Source organism: Acidovorax sp. FW305-C-20-28 (assembly GCF_058783375.1).
Genome location: NZ_JBYSYM010000011.1, coordinates 172843 through 195122 on the forward strand (window position 1 = coordinate 172843; position 22280 = coordinate 195122).

General features: G+C 64.2%; 12 protein-coding genes and 5 pseudogenes. 15 read left to right on the top strand and 2 right to left on the bottom strand.

Going from position 1 to position 22280, the window contains the following annotated elements; translation table 11 throughout:
* Positions 1 to 15: 15 nt before the first annotated feature.
* From AC3WOH_RS14910 to corA, 4 genes and pseudogenes are all read left to right on the top strand, one after another.
* The gene (locus tag AC3WOH_RS14910; RefSeq protein ID WP_492230083.1) at positions 16 to 1152 is read left to right on the top strand and encodes a DUF5938 domain-containing protein; all 1137 of its coding nucleotides are present in this window, start codon (positions 16 to 18) and stop codon (positions 1150 to 1152) included.
* Positions 1153 to 1166: 14 nt separating this feature from the next.
* On the top strand, positions 1167 to 2699 hold the full coding sequence (locus tag AC3WOH_RS14915; RefSeq protein WP_492230084.1) for an AMP-binding protein: 1533 nt from the start codon (positions 1167 to 1169) through the stop codon (positions 2697 to 2699).
* An 11-nt stretch (positions 2700 to 2710) separates the two neighbouring features.
* Positions 2711 to 3895: pseudogene (locus AC3WOH_RS14920) on the top strand (lipid-transfer protein).
* Positions 3896 to 3972: 77 nt separating this feature from the next.
* On the top strand, positions 3973 to 4947 hold the full coding sequence (gene corA, locus AC3WOH_RS14925; protein ID WP_492230085.1) for a magnesium/cobalt transporter CorA: 975 nt from the start codon (positions 3973 to 3975) through the stop codon (positions 4945 to 4947).
* 17 nt (positions 4948 to 4964) lie between these two features.
* Here the strand turns inward: corA and AC3WOH_RS14930 are convergent, their stop codons facing one another.
* Entirely contained in the window at positions 4965 to 5390 is a 426-nt protein-coding gene (locus tag AC3WOH_RS14930; RefSeq protein ID WP_492230086.1) for a Fur family transcriptional regulator, read from the bottom strand.
* Positions 5391 to 5637: 247 nt separating this feature from the next.
* On the opposite strand from AC3WOH_RS14930, the gene AC3WOH_RS14935 reads away from it, so the two are divergent.
* The 11 genes and pseudogenes from AC3WOH_RS14935 (at position 5638) to AC3WOH_RS14985 (ending at position 19477) form a co-directional block, all read left to right on the top strand.
* On the top strand, positions 5638 to 6348 hold the full coding sequence (locus tag AC3WOH_RS14935) for an ABC transporter ATP-binding protein (RefSeq protein ID WP_492230096.1): 711 nt from the start codon (positions 5638 to 5640) through the stop codon (positions 6346 to 6348).
* On the top strand, positions 6345 to 7742 hold the full coding sequence (locus tag AC3WOH_RS14940) for an ABC transporter permease subunit (RefSeq protein WP_492230087.1): 1398 nt from the start codon (positions 6345 to 6347) through the stop codon (positions 7740 to 7742). The genes AC3WOH_RS14935 and AC3WOH_RS14940 overlap by 4 nt, the downstream gene beginning before the upstream one ends.
* A gap of 3 nt (positions 7743 to 7745) precedes the next feature.
* On the top strand, positions 7746 to 9206 hold the full coding sequence (locus AC3WOH_RS14945) for an ABC transporter permease subunit (RefSeq protein ID WP_492230097.1): 1461 nt from the start codon (positions 7746 to 7748) through the stop codon (positions 9204 to 9206).
* Between the two features lie 37 nt (positions 9207 to 9243).
* The gene (locus tag AC3WOH_RS14950) at positions 9244 to 11421 is read left to right on the top strand and encodes a TonB-dependent receptor (protein ID WP_492230088.1); all 2178 of its coding nucleotides are present in this window, start codon (positions 9244 to 9246) and stop codon (positions 11419 to 11421) included.
* A gap of 81 nt (positions 11422 to 11502) precedes the next feature.
* The gene (locus AC3WOH_RS14955; RefSeq protein WP_492230089.1) at positions 11503 to 11718 is read left to right on the top strand and encodes a hypothetical protein; all 216 of its coding nucleotides are present in this window, start codon (positions 11503 to 11505) and stop codon (positions 11716 to 11718) included.
* A 10-nt stretch (positions 11719 to 11728) separates the two neighbouring features.
* Positions 11729 to 12718, top strand: a complete 990-nt coding sequence (locus AC3WOH_RS14960) for an SDR family oxidoreductase (protein WP_492230090.1) — start codon at positions 11729 to 11731, stop codon at positions 12716 to 12718.
* A gap of 212 nt (positions 12719 to 12930) precedes the next feature.
* Positions 12931 to 15972 carry a PAS domain S-box protein gene (locus tag AC3WOH_RS14965; RefSeq protein WP_492230091.1) on the top strand — a complete coding sequence of 1014 codons (3042 nt, stop codon included), beginning with the start codon at positions 12931 to 12933 and terminating at the stop codon, positions 15970 to 15972.
* 485 nt (positions 15973 to 16457) lie between these two features.
* Positions 16458 to 17112: pseudogene (locus AC3WOH_RS14970) on the top strand (transposase).
* A 187-nt stretch (positions 17113 to 17299) separates the two neighbouring features.
* Positions 17300 to 17539: pseudogene (locus tag AC3WOH_RS14975) on the top strand (oxidoreductase dimerization domain-containing protein); the annotation flags it as partial.
* A 127-nt stretch (positions 17540 to 17666) separates the two neighbouring features.
* A pseudogene (locus AC3WOH_RS14980) lies at positions 17667 to 18096 on the top strand (transposase); the annotation flags it as partial.
* A 121-nt stretch (positions 18097 to 18217) separates the two neighbouring features.
* A pseudogene (locus AC3WOH_RS14985) lies at positions 18218 to 19477 on the top strand (IS5 family transposase).
* 116 nt (positions 19478 to 19593) lie between these two features.
* On the opposite strand, the gene AC3WOH_RS14990 reads toward AC3WOH_RS14985, so the two are convergent.
* On the bottom strand, positions 19594 to 21993 hold the full coding sequence (locus AC3WOH_RS14990) for a protein kinase domain-containing protein (RefSeq protein ID WP_492230092.1): 2400 nt from the start codon (positions 21991 to 21993) through the stop codon (positions 19594 to 19596).
* Between the last annotated feature and the right edge of the window lie 287 nt (positions 21994 to 22280).

Here is a 22280-nt window from a genome sequence, read left to right on the forward strand (position 1 = left end):
CCAGGAGACAAGCCCATGAAAAACAGCAGCAAGAAACCCGTCGTGGTCTATGGCGCCTCCGGCTACACCGGCCGGCTGGTCTGCGAGTACCTGCGCGAGTACAACATCCCCTTCATCGCGGCCGGCCGCAGCAAGGAAAAGCTCGATGATGCGATGAAATCGCACGTGCCCGGCATCGAAACCGCCAGCTACGAGGTGGTGGAGGTGGCGCACACGGTGGAGGCGCTCAGCGCCCTGTTCGACGGCGCCAGCGTGGTGCTCAACACCGTGGGCCCGTTCGCCAAGTTCGGCCACGAAGTGGTACAGGCCTGCCTGGCCACCAAGTGCCACTACACCGACACCACGGGCGAGCAGGACTGGCTCATCACCCTGGAGGCCGAATACGGCGCGCGCTTTGCCGCCGCCGGCCTGCTGCTCTCGCCCGGCCTGGCGCAGATGTACACCACGGGCGAAATCGCCGCCCAACTGTGCCTGGAGACGCCGGGCCTCGATACCCTGGACATCGCGGTCTTCTGGGGCGGCAGCCCCACGGTGGCGTCCACCCAGACCATTTTGGTCAACGCCGCCACGTCCAAGGCCTACTTCCTGGAGCAGAACCAGTATGTGGAGTGGCAGCCCGATGCCGGCCTGTACAGCCTGGCCATTCCCGGCCAGCACGAGACGGCGCTGGCCCTGCCCTGGGGTGGCACCTCGCACCCCGTGTGGTTCAAGAAAGACCCGCGGGTGGCCAATGTCAAGGTGCTGGGCGGCGTGTTCAACAAGCCGCTGATGCTGGGCGTGCCGCAGATCGTGGCCGCCGCACTCAAGGCCACCGAGGGCATGAACGAGGAAGACCGCTATGCCGCCCTGGCGCAGACGGCCGCCAGCGTGATGGGCAGCATGCCGCCGCGCGAAAACCCGCGCATCAACAAGTCGGTGGATTCGGTGCATGCCTCGGGCCCCCTGGGGCGCTCGCACTGCGTCATCTACGGCAACTGCAACTACAAGCAGACCGGGCTGATGCAGGCCTATGCCGCGGCCTCCCTGCTGCAGCAGGCACCGCGCCGCGTGGGCTTTGCCTCGGGCTGCCAGGCCTTCGGCCACCACGAGCTGCTGGGCGTGCTGCGCAGCTTCGGCCTGGTGCAGCCGCCCGTGCTCACGGTGCAGCACTGAGCAGGCGGCCCCCCATGCGCCTGATCGACTACCTCGACAAGGGGGCCATGCTGGGCGAGGACGCGCCGTGCCTGACCATGGGCACGGCCGACCTCTCGTACGGCGAGGTGCAGCGCACCAGCCACCGCGTGGCGCGGGCACTGCAGCGCTCGGGCATTGCGCCCGGCGACAAGGTGGCGGTGCTCTCCGGCAACGATGCGCTGGCTTTTGCCTGCGTGTTCGGCATCTCGCGTGCCGCTGCCGTGTGGTGCCCGGTGAACCCGCGCAACGAGGCGGCAGAAAACCGCTACGTGCTCGACGCCTTCGACTGCAGTTGTCTCATCTTTCACAGCGCTTACGCGCCCATGGTGGAGCAGATGCGCACGCAACTGCCCAAGGTGCGCCAGTTCGTCTGCCTGGACGCGGCCCTGGGCTGGGCGCCGTCGTGGGAACAGTGGGTAGCCGGCGTGGGTGATGAACCGGTGGACATTGCCACCGTGGACGACCTGGCCATGATCGCCGGTACCGGTGGCACCACGGGCCAGCCCAAGGGCGTGATGCTCTCGGGGCGCAACCTGGAAACCATGTCCGCCCTCACGCTCATGGGCTACCCCTTCGATGGCCGGCCCGTGTACCTGGCGCTGGCGCCGCTCACCCATGCGGCGGGCGTGCTGTGCCTGCCGGTGATGGCGCTGGGCGGGCGCATCGTCATCATGCCCAAGCCCGACCTGGGCGAGTTCCTCGGGCTGGTGGAGCGGCACGGGGTGACCCACACCTTCCTGCCGCCCACGCTGATCTACATGCTGCTGCAGCACGAGAAGCTGGCCAGCACGCGGCTCGACTCGCTGCAGTGCTTCTGGTACGGCGCGGCGCCGATTTCGGCGGCACGGCTCGAAGAGGCGCTCACGGCCATCGGCCCGGTGATGGCCCAGCTCTTCGGCCAGACCGAGGCGCCGATGATGATCTCCATGATGTCCCCGCGCGAGCATTTCCATGCCGACGGCACAGTGGCGCGCGAGCGCCTGGCGAGCGCCGGCCGGCCCGGCCCGCTGGTGCAGGTGGCCACCATGGACAGCGAAGGCCGTCTGCTGCCGCGCGGCGAGACCGGCGAGATCGTGGTGCGCAGCTCGCTGGTGATGATGGGCTATTACAAGAATGCCGAGGCCACGGCCGAGGCCGGGCAGGGCGGCTGGCACCACACGGGCGACATCGGCCGGGTGGATGCCGACGGCTACCTTTTCATTGTGGACCGCGCCAAGGACATGATCATCACCGGCGGCTTCAATGTCTACTCGGTCGAGGTCGAGCAGGCGCTGATGCAGCACCCCGACGTGCAGGACGGCGCCGTCATCGGCCTGCCCGACGACAAATGGGGTGAGCGGGTGGTGGCCGTGCTGCAGCTGCGGCCGGGCCGCACGGTGCAGCCCGAGGAGGTGATCGCCTTCACCAAGGCGCGCATCGGCAGCGTGAAAGCGCCCAAGCAGGTGGAGATCTGGCCCGATCTGCCGCGCTCCAAGGTGGGCAAGGTGCTCAAGAAGGACATCCGCGCCACCGTGCTGGCGCGCTGAGAAAGAAAGCTATGGCACAAAAGGCATTCATCGCAGGCGTTGGCATGGTGCCCTTCGCCAAACCCGGCGCCAACGAACCCTACCCGGCGATGGCCGCGCAGGCCGGCCAGCTGGCGCTGGAAGACGCAGGCATCTCCTACGGCGCCATCGAGCAGGCCTACGTGGGCTATGTCTATGGCGATTCCACCAGCGGGCAGAAGGCCGTCTACGGCCTGGGGATGACGGGGATTCCGGTCTTCAATGTCAACAACAATTGCTCGACCGGCTCCACAGCACTGTTCCTGGCGCGCCAGGCGGTGGAGAGCGGCGCGGCCGACTGCGTGCTGGCCCTGGGCTTCGAGCAGATGAACCCGGGTGCCATCGGCACCGTGTTCAACGACCGACCCAGCCCCTTCGAGGACTTCGACCGCGAGGCCGAGGCCCTGGCCGGCGTGCCCGACCTGCCGCTGGCGCTGCGCTACTTTGGCGGCGCCGGGCAGAGCCACATGCGCCAATACGGTACACCGCTTGAGTCATTTGCCAAGGTGCGCGCCAAGGCCAGCCGCCATGCGGCGCGCAACCCGCTGGCGCTGTTGCGCAAGGAGCTGTCGGTGCAGGACGTGATGAACGCCCCCATGCTCTGGCCCGGCGTGCTCACCCGGCTCATGGCCTGCCCGCCGACCTGCGGCGCGGCGGCGGCGGTGCTGGTGTCCGAGGCCTTTGCCAAGAAGAAAGGCCTGCGCACCGATGTGTTCATCGCCGCCCAGGCCATGACTACGGACCTGCCCGACACCTTCGACAGCCACGACATGATGCGCCTGGTGGGCTACGGCATGACGCAAGAGGCCGCGCGCAAGGTCTACGAGCAGGCCGGCATCGGCCCCAAGGATCTGGACGTGGTGGAACTGCACGACTGCTTTGCCCAGAACGAGCTCATCAGCTACGAGGCCCTGGGCCTGTGACCGCCGGGCGGGGCGGCGGCCTTCATCGACGCGGGCGACAACACCTATGGCGGCCAGGTGGTGACCAACCCCTCGGGCGGGCTGCTGTCCAAGGGCCACCCGCTGGGCGCCACGGGCCTGGCCCAGTGCTATGAGCTCACCCACCAGCTGCGCGGCAGCGCGCAGGAACGGCAGGTGCCCGGCGCGCGCACGGCGCTGCAGCACAACCTGGGGCTGGGCGGGGCCTGTGTGGTGACGCTGTACGCCAGCAGCTAACTGCAACTGCAGCGCAAAGCCCGTCCACTGCCGTGGCAAGATTCGGCGTCACGGTCAAAGTTGCTGGAGGGCTCACTATGCTGATCAATTGCGTTGCCTACGAAAACGGCTCCAAGGTGGCCGACATCCCTGTTGCCGACATCAGCGAGTACATCGCCAGGCCGGGATGTTTCGTGTGGGTCGCGCTGGCCGATGCCACCCCGGAGGAACTGGCCGAAATGCGCGAGGAGTTCGGACTGCACGAACTGGCGGTCGAAGATGCGCACCACGGCCACCAGCGCCCCAAGGTGGAAGAGTACGGATCTTCCCTGTTCGTGGTGATGCACCTGCTGGAGCCCGAGCCCAACAGGCCGGGACACTTCAACGAAGGTGAAGTGGATGTCTTTGTCGGCCCCAACTACGTGCTGTCCGTGCGCAACCGCAGCAAGCGGGGGTTCCTGGGCGTGCGCGACCGGTGCGAGAGCGAACCCGACCTGCTGCGCCACGGCTCGGGATTTGTGCTGTATGCACTGATGGACGCGGTGGTGGACCGGTACTTTCCCATCATCGACGCCCTGGAGCTGGAACTGGAAAAGATCGAGCACCAGATCTTCACCAAGAAGGCCGCGCGCGACAGCATCGAGCAGCTGTACAACCTCAAGCAGCGCGTCACGCTCCTCAAGCATGCCGTTTCACCGCTGGTGGAGGGGGTGGGCAAGCTGCACGGGGGCCGGGTACCGCAGATCTGCGCGGGATCGCAAGAGTATTTCCGGGATGTCGTGGACCACCTGATTCGCATCAACGGCATGGTCGACAGCATGCGCGACACCATCGGGACTGCCATCCAGGTCAACCTGTCCATGGTGACCATCGAAGACAACGAGATCACCAAGCGCCTGGCTGCCTGGGCCGGGATTTTTGCCATCTGCACGGCCTTCGTGGGCGTCTGGGGCATGAACTTCGAGTACATGCCCGAGCTGAAGTGGCGCTACGGCTATCCGGCCGCCTTGCTGCTCATCTTCAGCGTCTGCGCCTATGTCCACTACCGGTTCCGCAAGGCGGGATGGCTGTAGCAGCGGCCTGACAGGCCCTAACCGGTTGTCACGGAAGGCCTGCTCCGGGCCTTCGGTGCCGCCGCCTGCGCGCAGTCCGCGCAACGGCCATACAGCGTCAGTTCGTGCCGCTCCACCGTGAAGCCCTTGGGCGCCATGCCGGCCAGGTCGCCCGGGCAGTCGTGCACATCGAATACGCGCGAGCACACCGTGCACTGGAAATGGTGGTGGTGGTGCCCATGCTCGTGCTCGGCCGGTTCGTAGCGCGGGCTTTCTCCGGGTAGCTGCACGGCCTGCAGCGATCCATCCTCCAGCAAGGCCTTGAGGTTGCGGTAGACCGTGGCCATGCCCAGGCCCTGCACGGCTTCGCGCGCACTGTCCAGCACCTCCTGCGGCGTGAGGGGGCGCTGGGCGTCTGCGATCGCCGCCAGGATGGCGGCGCGCTGCCGGGTGGATCGTTCCATGGGGGTGGTGCTGGCCGTGGGGCGCGTTGTTGAGAACCCATTATCGGGCAGACACCCCGGCCCGCACTCCAGGAGCAAATTTCTTGCACCTGTTGCAAGTGATATTGATAACGCATTATCATTTGTAGCTTGCGGCGCCTGGCCGCTCCCGAACTGACGGGGTCGCCCGGATTCCGCCAGCGGTGCCGTCCCCGGTGCCAACCACCCCATTTCCCCCAGACCGCCATCCCCGATGGAAGGAACCCCTGTGCTCGAAGCCATCGGCCTCACCAAATGCTACGGCGACCAGACCGCCCTGCACCCGCTCGACCTGTGCATCCGCCCGGGCGAGATCTACTGCCTGCTGGGCGCCAACGGCGCGGGCAAGACCACCACGGTCAACCTGTTCCTGAACTTCATCGCCCCCGATGGCGGCCAGGCCCTGGTGCATGGGGTGGATGTCACGCGCGAGCCCGTGGCCACCAAGCAGTACCTGGCCTACATCCCCGAGCAGGTCAACCTCTACGGCACGCTGACGGGGCTGGAGAACCTGCGCTACTTCGCCGCGCTGGCGCTGGGCGAGGCGCCGCCGCGCGCGCGCCTGCTGGAGCTGATGGCCCAGGTGGGGCTGGACGCCAGTGCTGCCGACAAGCGCGTGGCTGCGTACTCCAAGGGCATGCGCCAGAAGATCTGGATCGCCGTGGCGCTGGCCAAGGAGGCCAAGGCCCTGCTGCTGGACGAGCCCACCTCGGGGCTGGACCCGCATGCGGCCGCCGATTTCACCGGCCTGCTGCAGCGCGCCAGCGAGGCGGGCGTGGCCATCCTTGCGACCACGCACGACCTGTTCCACGCCAGCCAGACGGCCACGCGCATCGGCATCATGAAGCAGGGGCGCCTGGTGGAGAACCTCGACGCCGCGCAGATCAGCGACACCGACCTGCAAGCCCTGTACCTGCAGCACATGCGGGGCACGGCATGATCTGGCTCGTTGCCTTCAAGGACCTGCGTGAGCGCCTGCGCGATGGCCGGCTGTACTGGGCCGGCGGTCTGGTGGCCCTGCTGCTGCTCACGGCCCTGGCCGTGGGCGCGAGCCACCAGCGCGAAGCCCGCGCCGAGCAGGCCGCGGCGCAGAGCTCAGACTACCAGGATTGGCTGGCCCAGGGCGCGCGCCACCCGCACGACGCGGCGCACCAGGGCATGCATGCCTTCAAGCCCGATGCGGCGCTGGCCCTGGTCGACCCGGGCATCAACCCCTATATCGGCAGCACCGTGTGGCTGCAGGCGCACCGGCAGAGCGAGGTGAAATTCCGCCCCGCACAGGACGCCACCGGGCTGCAGCGCTTTGGCGACCTCTCGGTGGGCTGGATTCTGCAGGTGCTGGGGCCGCTGCTGGTGGTGGTGCTCGGCTTCAATGCCTTTGCGGGCGAGCGCGAGCAGGGCATGCTGCGCCAGACCCTGAGCCTGGGCGTGCCGCCGCTGCGCCTGTTGTGGGGCAAGGCGCTGGCGCTGGCCATGGCGCTGGCGGTGCTGCTGGTGCCGGCCGCGCTGATCGCCGCGGTGGCCGTGGCCCCGTCCGCGGCCAGCGGCGAACGCCTGGATGCGCTGCTGCGCTTTGCCGGGTTGGCGCTGGGTTATGCGCTGTACCTGGGCATCTTCGTGTTCCTCACGCTCGGGGTGTCCGCGGCCTCGCGCAGCTCGCGCGTCGCCATCACCGTGCTGCTGGCGCTGTGGATCGCCAATGCCGTGGTGGCACCGCGCGTGCTGTCGGAACTGTCGCGCGCCCTGTTCCCCAGCCCGACGCGGCTCGCCTTCAACCAGGCGCTGGCGGCCGACCTCAAGGCCACCTCCGACCGCACCTGGATGCAGGCCTTCGGCACCACCGAACGCTGGAGCAAGGATGTGCCGCTGAATCAATGGGGCATTGCCCTGAAGCTCGACGACCAGGCCAGCTACACCGTGTACGACCGCCACTTCGGCCGGCTGTGGGACACGTGGGAACAGCAGCAGGCCGTGCAGGAAGCCGGTGGCCTGCTGCTGCCGCTGCTGGCCGTGCGCAGCTTTTCCAGCGCCATGGCAGGCACGGACTTCGCGCACCATCGCGACTTCACCACCGCTGCCGAGCGCCACCGCCGCCTGATCCAGGACATCGTGAGCCAGGACCTGGTGGACCACGCCGACCCGCTGGGCCACCAGCACTTCGCCTACCAGGCCAGCCCCGCGCTGTGGGCGCGCGTGCCGGCTTTCGACTACCACGCGCCCAGCGCCGGCTGGGCCCTGGCCCGGGGCGGGGCCAGCGCGCTGGTGCTGTGCGCCAGCCTGGCGCTGGCCGTGGCATTTGCCTGGATTGCCGTCGCACGGCAGCGGGCGATATAGGAGCTGGCTGTGAACCCATCCCTGCGTTTTCTCCTCGTCGCCCGGCAGGAATTGCGCCTGCTGCTGCGCGACCGCAGCCTGTGGCTGGTCGGCTGCCTGTTCCTGCTGCTCGTGGGCTATGCGCTGTTCAACGGCATGCTGCAAACGCGCCAGCGCGATCAGGCCCATGCCGCCCTGGTGGCTGCCGACGGCCAGGCACGCGCCGGCCAGCGGGCGCAACTGGGCCGCATCATGGCCGGCACCGAGGTGCCTACGCCCTTCGGCAACCCGGCCAACCCCGCCAACATGGCCGGCGGCCTGGGCGCGCAGCATGCCGTGATGCCCAGCGCGCCGCTGGCGCCCGTGGCCCTGGGGCAGACCGACCTGTTCCCCGCGCAGTTCAAGGTCACGCACCAGAGCAAGGTCAACTTCCTGCACAACAATGACATCGAGAACCCCTGGCATTTGCAGAGCGGGCATTTCGACCTGGCCTTCGTCGTGGTCTACCTGCTGCCGCTCTTGATCTTTGCGCTCTGCTACAACCTGCTGTCGGGCGAGCGCGAGGATGGCACGCTGCGCCTGCTGCTCTCGCAGCCGCTGGCGCTGCCCACGCTGGTGGCGGCCAAGATCGCCGTGCGCGCGGCCGTGCTGCTCGGGGCGGCGGTGCTGGTGCCGCTCGCGGTGCTGGTCATCGCCCGGCCCCAGGCCCTGGCAGCGCCCGGCGCCACCCTGTGGTGGGCGCTGGTGGTGGGCACCTATGCGCTGTTCTGGTTCACGGCGGTGGTGGCGGTCAACGCCTTCGGCTGGTCATCGGCCACCAATGCCATGGTGCTGGTCATCGGCTGGGTGGTGCTGGTGCTGGTGGCGCCTGTGCTGCTGAACATCGCGGTGACCCAGGCCAGCCCGGCCCCCTCGCGCGCCGAACTGGCGGCCCGCACCCGGGTGGTCACGGCCCAGGCCATGTCGCACAACGCCACCTTGCTGGCCACCGACTACACCCATGTGGACCAGCCGGAGACGCTGGTGCCGCGGGACGGTCGCCTGGCCATGAGCGGCCGGGCCATGGCCAATTACCGCATCCAGCGCCAGGTGGACGAGACTCTGCGGCCCGAGCTGGAGCGCTTCGACGCGCAGCAGGCGCGCCAGCAGGCGCTGGTGCTGCGCTGGTCCGCCATCTCGCCCGCCGCAGTGGCCTACGAGGGCATCACCGCGCTGGCCGGCACCGGGCACAGCCGCAACGCCTGGTTCCTGGCCCAGGTCGCCGGCTACCACCAGGCCTGGAAGGACTTCTTCTACCCCCGCATCGACGGCGGCCTGGCCCTGGCCGAGGCCGACTTCCCGCGCATCCCCGCCTTCCACTGGCGCGAGGAGGGGCAGGGCGCCGTGCAGGTCCAGGCCACACGGGCCGTGCTGCAACTGCTGCTGCCCACGCTGGCGCTGCTGGGCCTGGCCGGCTGGCGGCTGCGCCGCTACCGGGTGGTCTGACCCGGCTTCCCATTTCAAAACCCCAGAAAGAAACACCATGACTTCATTCAAGCGCAGCGCCGTGGCATTGGCCGCCGCCGCCACCCTGCAGGGCGGGCTGGCCCAGACGGCCGAGGCCGAACTGCCCTCGGTCGACATCCGCACAGGGCAGGACCGCGACAGCCTGCAACTGGACAACAAGAGCAGCAGCGCCTCGCGCCTGGGCCTCACGCTGCGCGAAACACCGGCCTCGGTGGAAATCCTCTCGCAGGACCTGATGCAGGAGCGCGGCGCTCGCACCCTGAGCGAGGCGCTGCGCAGCACCGCCGGCATGGCCGGCGGCGGCCCGCCATCGTCGCCCACCACGCTGTCGCTGCGCGGCTTCACCAATGTGCTCTACCTGTACGATGGCGTGCGCATGTCGGGCGCGGGCGTCACCAACCGGGTCGAGGACACCTGGAACTACGAGCGCATCGAGGTGCTCAAGGGCCCGGCCTCGGTGCTGCAGGGCGACAGCGCCATCGGCGGCATCGTCAACTTCCAGACCAAACGGCCCGACCGCAACAACCCCGGGCGCGAGGCCCTGCTGTCCTATGGCAGCTACGGCTCCACCCGCGCCGCCGTGGGCCTGGGCGGTGCAGTGGGCGAGGCCGGGGCCTACCGGCTCGACTACAGCCGCAATGACACGCGCGTGGGCACCATCGCGCGCAACAGCGAAAAGCTGGAGCACCTGACCACGGGCCTGTCGTTCGACCTGGCGCGCGCCACGCGGTTCGACCTCTCGTTCGACTACTCGCGCGACGAAGGCCATGCCTACTGGGGCACACCGCTGATCCCGGGCAGCCTGTCCACCCAGCCGACCAGCGTGGTCAGCACGCCCGATGGCCGGGTGATCGACCGGCGCATCGCGCAGAACAACTACAACATCCTGGACGACCGGAACCAGTCCGAGGCGTACTGGCTGCGCGCCCGCATCACCAGCCGGGTGACGCCCGAATGGACGCTGCGCAACGAATTCACGGCCAACAAGGTGGACCGCCTGTGGCGCAACTCCGAAAGCGCCGTCTTCAGTGCGCCAGGCTCCATCACGCGCGACCAGACCCAGATCGCGCACGACCAGCGCTACCTGTCCAACCGGCTCGATGCCTCGCACGAAGGCCGCATCGGCACCCTGGCCAACAAGCTCGTCATCGGCGCAGAGCTCAGCAAGACCGATTTCGACAACACGCGGCGCTTTTCCAACGGCTCGGCCAGCACCAACGCCAGCTTGCGCGTGCCGCTGTTCGATCCGGCCGTGGGTACCTACAACGATGACCCGGCGCTCATGGCCGGCGGCGGCAACCGCACCAACTTCACCTCCGACGTGCGCAGCACCTCGCTCTTTGCCGAGGATTCGCTCAAGCTCACCAAGGCCTGGACCCTGGTCGGCGGCCTGCGCCACGACCGGGTGGACGTGGACCGCAGCGTGACCGACCTGAACCTGGGCACGTTCAGCGCCTTCGGCACGAAGTACACGGCCAACTCGGTGCGTCTGGGCACGGTGGTCGACCTGTCTTCGGAGTCGTCGGTCTATGCGCAGTACACCAATGCCACCATCCCCGTGGGTTCGCTGTTCCTGCTGTCCGCCGGCAATGCGGCCTTCCCGCAATCCAGGGGCAAGCAGTTCGAAGTGGGCTTCAAGCAAAGTGCGGGCGGGGTGGAATGGACGGCCGCGGCTTACCACATCAGCCTCGACAACGTGCTCTCGCGCGACGCCAACAACGCCAACCTCACGGTGAACAACGGCAGCCAATCCTCGCGCGGGGTGGAGTTGTCCGCCGCCTGGCGCGCCACGAAGCAGCTCACCCTGTCGGGCAATGTGGCGGCGCTGGACGCTCGCTTCGACTCGCTGGTGGAGGCGGGCGGGGTCTCGCGTGTGGGCAATACCCCGCCCAACGTGCCCGAGCGCGTGGCCAACCTGTTTGCCAACTACCGCTTCGGGGATGTGCCGCTGGACCTGTTCCTCAGCGTCAACCACACCGGCCCCATGTACACGGACAATGCCAACCAGATCCGCATCAACGGCCACACCACGGCCGACATCGCCGCCAGCTACCGCCTCAAGCCGGCCCTGTTGACCCTGCGCGTGCGCAACCTCACGGACAAGCTGTATGCCAGCTATGCCGGGCGGGCCACCAGCCAGGTGCTGCTGGCGCCGGGGCGCACCTTCGAACTCTCGGCCAAATTCGACTTCTGAATGACGCCATCCTGCGGCAATGGCTGACAGGCGGGGGCTTGCGGGCTGGCAAGAATGGGTCTATTGCCCCAGGAGTAGCCCATGCGCATCACCCCGCTTCCCAAAGCCGAAGTCGACAAGGCCGAACGCAAGGTCGACAACATCCTCGAAGACCTGGAAGAAGAAACCAATTCCGAGGTCAAGGACATCGACCTGGAGGATGTGGTCGAGACCGACCCTGCCACGGGCCAGCCCGACGTGCACAAGACGGTCGACATCACCGTGCAGCCCAAGCCGCAGCGCAAGTGGCTGAAGTAGGGGAGAGGCCATGAAAAAATCGGCCCCCGAACAGACCGCCAGAAAGCACAAGCGCATCCAGGCCGAGCAGGATGCCAAGGACGCTTCCCAAAAGAAGAAGCCCGCCGCCAAGAAGAAGGTCGTGGCCCCTGGTCCTGGCCGGGCCGAGCCGGGCACGCCCTTGCCCAGCCAGCCGCTGGCCAAACCCGGTATCGAGGCGCGCATGGCCCTGCCGCCGCGCTTCGAGGCGCCGCATTACCAGGGCAGCGGCAAGCTCGAAGGCCTGTCGGCCCTGATCACGGGCGGCGATTCGGGCATCGGCCGCGCCGTGGCCGTGCTGTTCGCCCGCGAGGGGGCCGACGTGGCCATCGTCTACCTCAATGAGCACGAGGATGCCCGGCGCACTTGCGAACTGGTACAGGCCGAGGGCCGGCGCTGCATCGCGATCTCGGGCGACGTCAAGAGCGCCCGGTTCTGCGCCAGTGCCGTGAACCGCACGGTCAAGGCCTTCGGCAAGCTCAACCTGCTGGTGAACAATGCGGCCTTCCAGGAGCATGCCAGTGCACTCGAAGACCTCAGCGAAGAACGCTTTGACGAGACCTTCAGGACCAATGTCTATGGCTACTTCCACATGGCCAAGGCCGCGTTGCCGCATCTCCATCGCGGGGATGCCATCATCAACACCGGCTCCGTCACGGGCCTGCGCGGCAGCAAGGAGCTGCTCGACTACTCGGCCACCAAGGGCGCCATCCATGCCTTCACCAAGGCCCTGGCGCACAACCTGGCCGACAAGGGCATCCGCGTGAACGCGGTGGCACCGGGCCCGGTGTGGACACCGCTCAACCCGGCAGACAAGCGGCCCGAGGACATTGCCGAGTTCGGCGCCAGCACCCACCTGGGGCGCCCGGCCCAGCCCGAAGAGATTTCACCGGCCTATGTGTTCCTGGCCGCGCCCAGCTGTTCCAGCTACATCACCGGCACGGTGCTGCCCATCACTGGCAACGCGGGCGACGGCGCCTGAGGCTTGCTGCGCTCCGGCGCACCAGGGCCCGGAGGGATCCCTTGGTTGCACGACGGCCCCCCTGCATCCATTGAAAGAGCGCGTCTGGTGCAGGGCCCGGGCGGGTGCCGGGCTGCGCGACCGGTTTTTCCCGCTACGATGGCGCCATAAGAATGGCCCGGGACCTGCGCGGGGCCGGCGCGGGCAGGGCAGGACACAAGGAGTGGGAAGCAATGGACCTGGCGCTCCAGCCGAGCGTGCCCGCAACCAGCCGGCGGTTGTACCTGACCACGGTCGCGCTCGCCATCTCGCTGCTGGCGCTGGTGGCAGGCACCGTGCTTTTTGCGCGGCAGGCCGACGAGAACCGCCTGCGCGCCACGCTGCAGGCCGATCTGTCCAACCGCCTGCGCATGCTGCAGACCGTGCTGGTTTCGCTCAGCGATGCAGAGACCGGGCAGCGCGGGTACCTGCTCACGGGGCATTCGAGCTACCTGGCGCCCTACCATGCGGCCCTCACGCGCATGCCCGACCAGCTCAAGGGCCTGGACAGCATCCCGCTCCAGGACGCCCAGGTGCCGGCCCGGGCCGCGCAGGCGCGGGAAGCCATCCGCCTCAAGCTCGCCGAACTGCAGGAGACGCTGCGCGCCCATGACGCCGGCTCGCCCGAGGAGGCCCTGCGCCTGGTGCGCACCGACATGGGGGCGACCTACATGGACCAGGCGCGCAGCCACATCCATGCGGTGCTCGATGCCATTCGCGCCGAACGCGACCGCCTGAACCTGGCCGTGGCCGAGGGCAGTGTCCAGAGCCGGCGCCTGGCCACCGGAACCGTGGCCGCGCTGGTGCTGTTCGTGCTGCTCTGCGGGGTGCAGATCGTACAACTGCTGGCGGGGCAGCGCCGTTACCAGAAAGCCCTGGCTGCGAGCGAGGCCCAACACCGCAGCCTGGTCGAAGAGCAGGCAGAGCTGGTGTCGCTGGCCCGCGCCGACGGCACCCTGGTCTACCTGAATCCGGCCTACCCCCGGGTTTTCCGCCTGGGCATCGATGAAATGCTGGGGACCAGCCTGTACCACTACGTGGCACCGGCGGACCGCGAGACCGTGCGCGAGCGCATCGCCCAGATCATGGCCACCGAGCAGGTGACCTTTGGCGAGAACCGCATGCTCACCCCGGACGGCACCGAAAAATGGATGGCCTGGACCAACCAGGTGCAGGCAGGGCCGGGGGGCGAGCGCCTGCTGCACTCCGTGGGGCGCGACATCACCGAGCGCAAGCAGGCCGAGGCGGCCCTGCAGGCGAGCGAGGACTTCCTGGCACGCACCGGCCGCGTGGCCGGGGTGGGCGGATGGGAGCTTGATCTGCACACGCTGGGGGTGCGCTGGTCCGACGGCATGCGCCGCATCCACGACGTGGCGCCCGACTACCAGCCCACGCTGGACTCGGTGCTCTCGTTCTACGAGCCCGAGGCCGCGCGGCTGCTGCAGGAGGCCATGGCCGGCAAGGGCAACAGCCAGCCCCACGCCTTCGACCTGGAGCTGGAGCTGGTCACCGCCAACGGCCGGCGCCGCTGCGTGCGTGCCGTGGGCGAAACCGAGCACGACGCCCATGGCGAGCCACGGCGCCTGGTGGGCGCGCTGCAGGACATCACCGAGCGCAAGGCGCTGGAGCGGCGCCTGGCCGACAGCGAGCGCTTCGTGCGCGAGATCACCGACAACCTGCCCCTGCGCATCTCCTACGTGGACGCACTAGGCTGCTACCGCTTTGTCAATCAGCGCCAGAAGGAGCGCTTTGGCCGGCCGCGCGAGGAGATCCTCGGGCGCACGCGCGCCCAATTGCTCAGCCGCCCCGACGATCCCGCCGTGGCGCAGGCCTTCGAAGCGGCCCTGGGCGGCACGCCCCAGCGCTTCGAATTCAAGGAAGAGACCATCGGCCAGGTCCGCACCATCGAAAGCCAGCTCATCCCCGACATCGGTGCCGATGGCCGCACCAAAGGGGTTTTCACGATCGGCATCGATGTCACGGAGCGCAAGGCCACGGAGCGCAGGCTGCGCGAAATCACCGACATCTTCGACAACACCACCGATTTCATCGTGCAGACCGACTGGCGCGGCAAAGTCCAGTACCTCAACCCCGCAGCCCGCCGCGGGCTGGGCATCGCGCTCGATGCCCCGGTGCAGCACTACGACTACGAACAGTTCAACACGCAAGAGACCAACCGGCTGCACCGCGAGGAAATCATCGGGAAGGTGATCCGCGACGGCGTCTGGGTGGGAGAAACCACCGTGCTGGGCGAGGGCGGGCGCGTCGTGCCGGTGGACCACATGGTCATCGCCCACCGCGATGCCCAGGGGCGCGTCTCGCGCTATTCGGCCGTCATGCGCGACATTTCGGCCGAAGTCGCGGCGCGCCAGCAACTGCTGCTGCAGACCAGCACCCTGCATTCGATTGCCGAGACCATTCCCGCCGTGGTGGCGGTGGTGGGGGCCGACGGGCGCTACCGCTTTGCCAACCGTGCCTTCGAGCTGTGGTGCGGGCGCCCGCGCGGGCAGATCGTGGGCCTGGCGCTGCCCGAGGTGCTGGGCGACGAAGAATACCAGCGCAGCCTGCCCTGGGTGCAGCGCGTGCTGGCGGGCGAGACCGTGAATTTCGAGAAGGAATACGCGGGCCGGGCGCACAACCGCCACATGGCCATCTCCTACATTCCGCTGCGCGTGGACGACGGCGCGGTGGAAGGCTTCGTGGGCATTGCCCAGGACATCACCGAACACCGCGAGGAAGCCCACCGCCTGCTCATGCTCAGCGAGCGCGATGCGCTGACCGGCGTGCTCAACCGGGCGGGGTTCGAGCGCTACCTGCAGCACAAGGCGCAGGAGGGCGACGCGGCCGGCCTGGCGCTGCTGTACATCGACCTGGACCGCTTCAAGCCGATCAACGACACCCATGGGCACCCGGTGGGCGACGAAGTGCTGCGCCAGTTCGCCCAGCGCCTGCAGGCCGCCGTGCGTCCCACGGACGCCGTGGCCCGGCTCGGTGGGGACGAGTTCGCCATCGTGCTGTCGGGTGTGCGCGAGAAGGCCCACGCCGATGCCGTGGCAGACAAGGTTGTCGAGGCGGCGCACGCGCCCTTCCATACGGGAAGCCTTGTCCTCGCGCTCGGTGCCAGCGTGGGCGTGGCCCTGGGCGGGGGCGGCGACCAGGGCTGGCGGGGCCTGGTCGCCAGCGCCGATGCCATGCTCTACCAGGCCAAGGCCGGGGGACGCGGGCGCCGAGCCTGAAGTGAAACACCCCCTGAGTCGCTTCGCGCCTCGGTGTGTCCGCCAAAGGCGGCCACTCTTCGGGCATGTCCAAGCCTGCGTGGGCAGGCTTGGAGCTACGGCCTTCAGTCCCTCTCTCATATTGCTTCGCAATCTGGGAGAGGGCCGACCCCAGCACAGCGGGACGGCCCTTGTGCGGGGGGCACTGGCTTGGTCCGCTCCAGTTTCTTGCGTTGTGGGGGCATGCAGCGCAATAAATAACTGAGACGGAGTTGCTTTCAACCGTCTAACACCGTTGGTTCGCCTTGCCGTGCGACAGCACTGTCTGCGACTTCCCGCCTCGTGTGCTGTCCCGCAAATAGGTGGTATAAATAAATCGATGGATTTCGCGCTACGGCAAAGAGCAACCGCAGCGATAGCTGGTGCTATCGCGGGGATTTGCAACGCAGCCATAGTGGGAGCCTCTCAAAACCCCAGCACTTCACTCTGAGCCCATCTCATCCGTCTTGACCCCCGCATGGTCACCCCCGCAGTGCCCTGACTTCGACCTGTTCGCAGAGGCCTCGCGCAAGACAGGATCGACGAAGCGGGCGGTCCGCTATAGGCCATCGCCCAGCACATTGACTTCGCCGAACTGGCAGCGCTGGTTGATGGTCTTCTTTTCCGAGGCCATGCCAGCAAGGGCGGACGGTCAGCATGTCCCACCGAAATGCGAGTGCGCGTGCAGGTCTCGAAGCGCCTGTACAACCTCCAGGACGAACAGATTGAATACCAGTTGCTGGACCTCATGAGCTACCAGCGCTTCGAGCACGTGCTGGACGAGGGCAACACGGTCGAGAGGTCTATGCAGACAAGGCCTACCCGTCAAAACGCAGGCGGGAAATGCTCGAGACATTGGGCTGGCGCGATGATATGCAGCGCAGGGCGCGTAGGGATCAACCCCTGAGTGAATGCGAGAAGCGGTGCAACCAACGCGTCGCCAGCAAGCGCGCCAAGGTCTCGCAGGCATCTGACACCAGGGAGCAAAGTTCATCCGCACCCATCGGGCAGGCGCGGGCGGATGTAGCGATGACGCTGATGACCACCTGCTACAACATCAAGAGGCTGGCGATGTTCCTGCACAAGGGGATAGATCCGTTCTACAAACACGCCACAGCGTAGGCTTAACGGGGTAATGAGGCGCCAGAAAGCCTGGCGTTGGGCAATCAAGTCGCCCTTGGGCGACCACCAACCGACACCCAGCGTGGGGCGGCAGCGCGTGAAAGCGTGTTTGGATCAGCCTGCGCTCGCATCGGAAGTGCCGCCTGATCCGGTTCCGGTGGACAGCCGTGTATTGAGAAGTTCCCCCAAACTGCTGTTCGACGACAGCCCCGAGGCCCATGGCCACGAAAAGATCCTGGGTGGCGGTATCAAGGGCACGCATGCCGGCGACATGATCGGCGAGATCGCGCTGGCCATCGAGATGGGCGCGGACGCGGTGGGCATCGGCAAGACCATCCATCCCCACCCCACGCTGGGCGAGAGCATCGGCATGGCGGCGGAGATCGCGCATGGCAGCTGCACGGATGTGCCGCCGCAGAAGAAGTAGTCGATTTTTTGATTTTGAGTCGTGAAGGTCACAAAATCTTCGCGACTTATATCCCCGAGCTGACGGAGAAGATTGGCTAACGCGACTTGCCAAAAGCGGCATGGAAAGCAGGCACGCTAGACGGGCCATGTCTCGAAGCCCCATTAGCAAAGAGCTGTGGCTACAGTTGCAGCCCCTGATTCCGGCCTTCTCTCCCTCTGCCAGGGGGCCTGCAGCCTCAAAATCAGTGACGAAGCCGCCCTCAACCGCATCCTGTTCGTGCTGCACACGGGCATCCCCTGGGAGCACCACTCTCAATCATTGGGGTGGGCAGCGGCATGAGCTGCTGGCGGTGCCTACGGGACTGGAATGCTGCGGGCATGTGGGACGAGCTGCACCAAGCCATGCTTGCGCGTCCGCGCGAGCATGATCAGATTCATTGGAGCCGGGCCAGCATAGATGGCTCATCGCTCCCAAGCCTCCGGGGCGAAGAAACAAGCCCCAACCCTACGGACCGAGGCAAGCGCGGGAGCAAACGACACGTCGTCGTTGACTCCCGGGGCATCCCGTTGGTAGTCCGCGCTGAACAACTCCCAAACCGTTGATCTGACTTGCAATTGTGCTGGTTGATGAGCGCAGGGTTTGCAAGGTATGGTTTTGCCAGTACCTGTTTTCTTGCAAATTGCTCTGAGGAGTCCGATGGGTTCGCAGCCGCAAACGGCCGAGCTGCTCCGTCCAAGGCTGGACGAACAGATCAGCATGTTGCACCCGCTGGTCAGGCTGGCAGAGCTGATAGATTGGGCCGAGATCGAGCGCACATTCGCGATCTCGTTCACATCCGGGCGCGGCCGGCCAGCCTTGGCGCCGTGCCAGGTGGCCGGGCTGCTGTACCTGCAGTACACCTTCGAAGCCTCCGATGAAGCTGTGGTCAACACCTGGGTGGAGAACCCGTACTGGCAGTTCTTCTGCAGCGAAACTACCTGCAGACCGAAGTGCCCGTCGACCCGTCCAGCCTGACGCGCTGAAGAAGGCGCATTGGAGAAGAAGGCATGGAAACGCTGCTGGCGGCCAGCATCGAGGCAGCCCGGCGTGGTGGGGTCGTGCAAAAGTCCAGCACGCAGCAGGTGATCGTAGATACCATCGTCATGCCCAAGGCCATTGCTCATTCCACCGACAGCCGGCTACTGGACAAGAGCCGCCAGCACCTGGTCACGCGGCACACGAACATGGGCTCAAGCGCCGCTAGAACTACAACTGGGTGGCACCGCGACTGGCTGCACAGATCGGACGCTACGCGCACACCCAGCAGCTCAAGCGCATAAGCAAAACTGTGTGCATGCCGCGTACCCGCGTCGCCTGGGGGCACCGCGAGGTGCAGCGCCAACTGCACGTGCTGCCCGAAGCGGCCAAGGCCAAGGTCCAGGATCTGCTGCAGCTCACCGGCCGCATCCTCACGCAATGCGCGAAGGACCAGAACAAGCTGTACGCCCTGCACGCGCCGGAGGTGGAGTGCATCTCCAAGGGTAAGGCCAGGGCACCCTACGAGTTCGGCGTGAAGGCCCGCATCGCTACTACGGTGAAGGAGGGACTGGTGGTGGGTATGCGTTCCATGCGGGCAACCCCCACGACGGCCACACGCTGGTCGAGACACTGGAGCAGGTGGGCATACTGAACGGCACGGACAAGCCGCCTGCCACGGCCATCGTGGACAAAGGCTATCGGGGCGTGGAGATCGCAGGTGTGCGCATCCTGCACTCAGGCCAGAGGCGGGGCATCACCAGGACGCTCAAGGCCAGGATCAAAAGATGCAGCGCCATCGAGCCGGCCACCGAGCACATGAAGATGGACAGGCGGCTGGCCCGCAATCCGTTCAAGGGCGCGCTGAGCGATGCGCTGCATGCGGTGATGTGTGGCGCCGGGCGCAACCTGCGCCTGATCCTGGCCGCGCTGCGGCTCTAATGCGCCCGACTCGGGCTATCCATGCAAGCGATCATCGCAGCGCTGATTGCCGCTGCGCATGAGCACCAACCCGTCTGTGGCTGAGAGCGGCGTTTTTCAGGGCGGACCAAATAAACTCACGAAAGAAGGCTAATAATTTTTCCTAAGACGGCGTTTAGATCTTTGGGTATTTGATTTGTAAGATCTTTTTCTTGATTCATTTCAAAATGGAGTGTGGTAATGAAATCTTTGGATCCAATTCTTATGTCGCTTTTGCTGATGAGGTTGGATCTGAATTTTCCAGGGATTTGTTTGAAATATTCTCCAACGGCATGTAGGCCTTGGTACTTTTCGTGACCGCGCTGCATGAAGTGGATGACCAGTCTTATTCCTGTATTGTCTGTTAGGGGCTGCGACTCTATGGTTAATCCTGAATGACTAACATATTTTGGCCAGCCATCATGTATTTCGTAGTTTGAAATTATTTCTGTCTTGGCAAATATTTCTTCTGCAATCATTCTTGGATCCAGAATTTCTTCTGGATTATTTATGGCCTTGTGGATCTGCTCTATCTCTGAAACTACTTGCGAAAAAGATAGCCTTGAATTTTGCTGGTGCCTAGTGCTTGCCAATATAAGGCGACTAATAATTGCAGGAAGAGATTTCCATTCTTTGCATTTGTTTTGAGATGCGAGTAATTTGAGATCTGAATCCCAGGTTGGCTTGAAGTGTGCATTGATTGTTGGGTCGGTTCTTGATAGCATGAAATAAGCTGTCATTCCAAATCCAAATGAATCGACTGCAGCTGATCTGGTTGTTGCGCCAGTTTGTGCGGCCAACTGTTCTGGGGCTAAGTATGCAGTCCCTCCTGCAACATAAACTGATTTTTCAAATGCACCAACATGCCATGATAAATCAAAATCCAAAACAACTACTTCTGAAGTGCTTGCTTCAATGTAGTAATTCCTGAGCATAATATTCTGCGGCCGTAAATCGCGATGTAGTACGCGTTCGGGAGCGTTGTGCGCTGCGTAAATTATCTGCACTAGGTCTCGAAGTACCCTTATTTTTTCCGCCCAAGTTTTTAGTCCGCCCTGTGTTACAGCGTCGTGAAGGGTTGCGCCGTCAACCCATTCCATAACTACCACCGGAGGTATTTCCGATGCTGCTTCAAATTTCACGATACCATTAATATCTCTATTTGCTAGAAGTCTCATGGACCTCACGCCACGTCTAAAGGCTTCCAGTAAATCAGGTTGCTCTCGTATTTCATACCTAAACGCCTTTATTGCGACTGGTGTGCCATCAGGTGCATGGCCTTGCCAAACCTTCGCAAAACCACCCTCTTTTTGGTAGCTTATTAGCTTGTACCCCAAAACTTCATTTGCATCACTAGACTCTTCTGTGTCGAAGTATGAGGCCGCGTGAATGGGTCTTGAATATTTTTTGCAGAAATCTATAAAACTGCCTTGATTTTCGTTTTCGTCATCATTTTTTTCCAGAATGCTGCCAGCCTGAGCATTTAGAATTATTCGAAGCTCATTTGGTGTTTTGCTCATCATCTCTGAAGGGGTGTGCTGCGTGCTTGCGGTAATTTTCCCCTCCTCTGCACCCCACAAAACAGGCTCTGCCTGACTGATTGGCGGGGTGAATTGCTTTAAATCCTTAATTATTTCGAGAAGCTCGGAATGATTTCCGTTTGAGTTTTTGTAAGAGATTACCTGTATTCCCGATAGTTCAACATTTGAGATTGTGTCGAAATCATCGTTGTCTGTAATCCAGAAATGAGGACCGAAGTTGATTAAATCTTTTCTGGCGCGAATAAAATGATCTACAACTGCACGATCATTTGCGGAAATGCCTATAAGAATAACGGTGCAATATTTTATGCAATCCCTTACAAATTCGGTATAAAGATTTTGCTGCAGCAGAGAGTTGAGTTTTTTCTCTGTGAAAACCCAGTTTGTGGGGTCTTCTAGTTGCCCATGCAGATTTGCGATGAAACGGCCTTCTGGTTGGTTGATTGCACCAATTAGAGATCGAATTTCAAAACCACTACGCTCAAGGAGTCTTTCGTCTTTGACTGTGCTTTTTTGATATCCTCTGTAAGCCAATCTGTCAATGTTTAAGGTGAGCATTCCCTTTATTTTAAGATCCCATAGCTGTGTATAGGCCGGCGGGACAGCGCATTTTAAAGCACCGTTTAGCTCTCTATTTATTGCTGCCTGCATTGTCGCAGGCCCCAATCCCTCTTCTAACAATTCAAAAGCCTTCCACATGGAATCCTGCTGTCTAGCTGATGTAAGCAAGGCATTGCGGATTTGGGCAACATTATCTTTTGAGCTGCCTATGCTTGAACTTAAATCTTTTTCTAAGGTGTTTTTAAGCTGCCCCCAGCTGGGTAGCATACTTGGCATGCTAAGTCCAGCCCCTGCCCATACGATTACCGGTTTTCCTTTTGTTCTCCAGACGTCAATTAATTCTCTGTAGGCAGGTGCATCGGACTGAAAGTTGGTTTTGATATTTTTCTCGTTCATACTTAATTTCTAGAAGGTATTGACGTTAAACTGAACTGGATTCATAAAATCCTATATTTTCTTTGGGCATCTTAAATGTATCCAAAGGTGGATTCTTTGCCAACAAATTTCATGACACGAGTGATGTTCGATGCGGCGATATGACCTTGTAGGCGGGGGGCACCAATTGCTTGGACCACGGGGCTGTCACACTTTGCCCGTTGGGAGGCTCTAACAGGCTGTTGAATTTCATCCCCGTAAAACCTGGCGTTCAAGAGCATCGTTGTAGATACTGACGACTCCCTCAA

Bases quoted from the DNA above. Each gene is read 5' to 3' on its own strand.
- corA (WP_492230085.1), top strand. From the start codon at position 3,973: ATGCTGATCAATTGCGTTGCCTACGAAAACGGCTCCAAGGTGGCCGAC.
- AC3WOH_RS14910 (WP_492230083.1), top strand. From the start codon at position 16: ATGAAAAACAGCAGCAAGAAACCCGTCGTGGTCTATGGCGCCTCCGGC.
- AC3WOH_RS14965 (WP_492230091.1), top strand. From the start codon at position 12,931: ATGGACCTGGCGCTCCAGCCGAGCGTGCCCGCAACCAGCCGGCGGTTG.
- AC3WOH_RS14915 (WP_492230084.1), top strand. From the start codon at position 1,167: ATGCGCCTGATCGACTACCTCGACAAGGGGGCCATGCTGGGCGAGGAC.
- AC3WOH_RS14940 (WP_492230087.1), top strand. From the start codon at position 6,345: ATGATCTGGCTCGTTGCCTTCAAGGACCTGCGTGAGCGCCTGCGCGAT.
- AC3WOH_RS14955 (WP_492230089.1), top strand. From the start codon at position 11,503: ATGCGCATCACCCCGCTTCCCAAAGCCGAAGTCGACAAGGCCGAACGC.
- AC3WOH_RS14930 (WP_492230086.1), bottom strand. From the start codon at position 5,390: ATGGAACGATCCACCCGGCAGCGCGCCGCCATCCTGGCGGCGATCGCA.
- AC3WOH_RS14990 (WP_492230092.1), bottom strand. From the start codon at position 21,993: ATGAACGAGAAAAATATCAAAACCAACTTTCAGTCCGATGCACCTGCC.
- AC3WOH_RS14950 (WP_492230088.1), top strand. From the start codon at position 9,244: ATGACTTCATTCAAGCGCAGCGCCGTGGCATTGGCCGCCGCCGCCACC.
- AC3WOH_RS14960 (WP_492230090.1), top strand. From the start codon at position 11,729: ATGAAAAAATCGGCCCCCGAACAGACCGCCAGAAAGCACAAGCGCATC.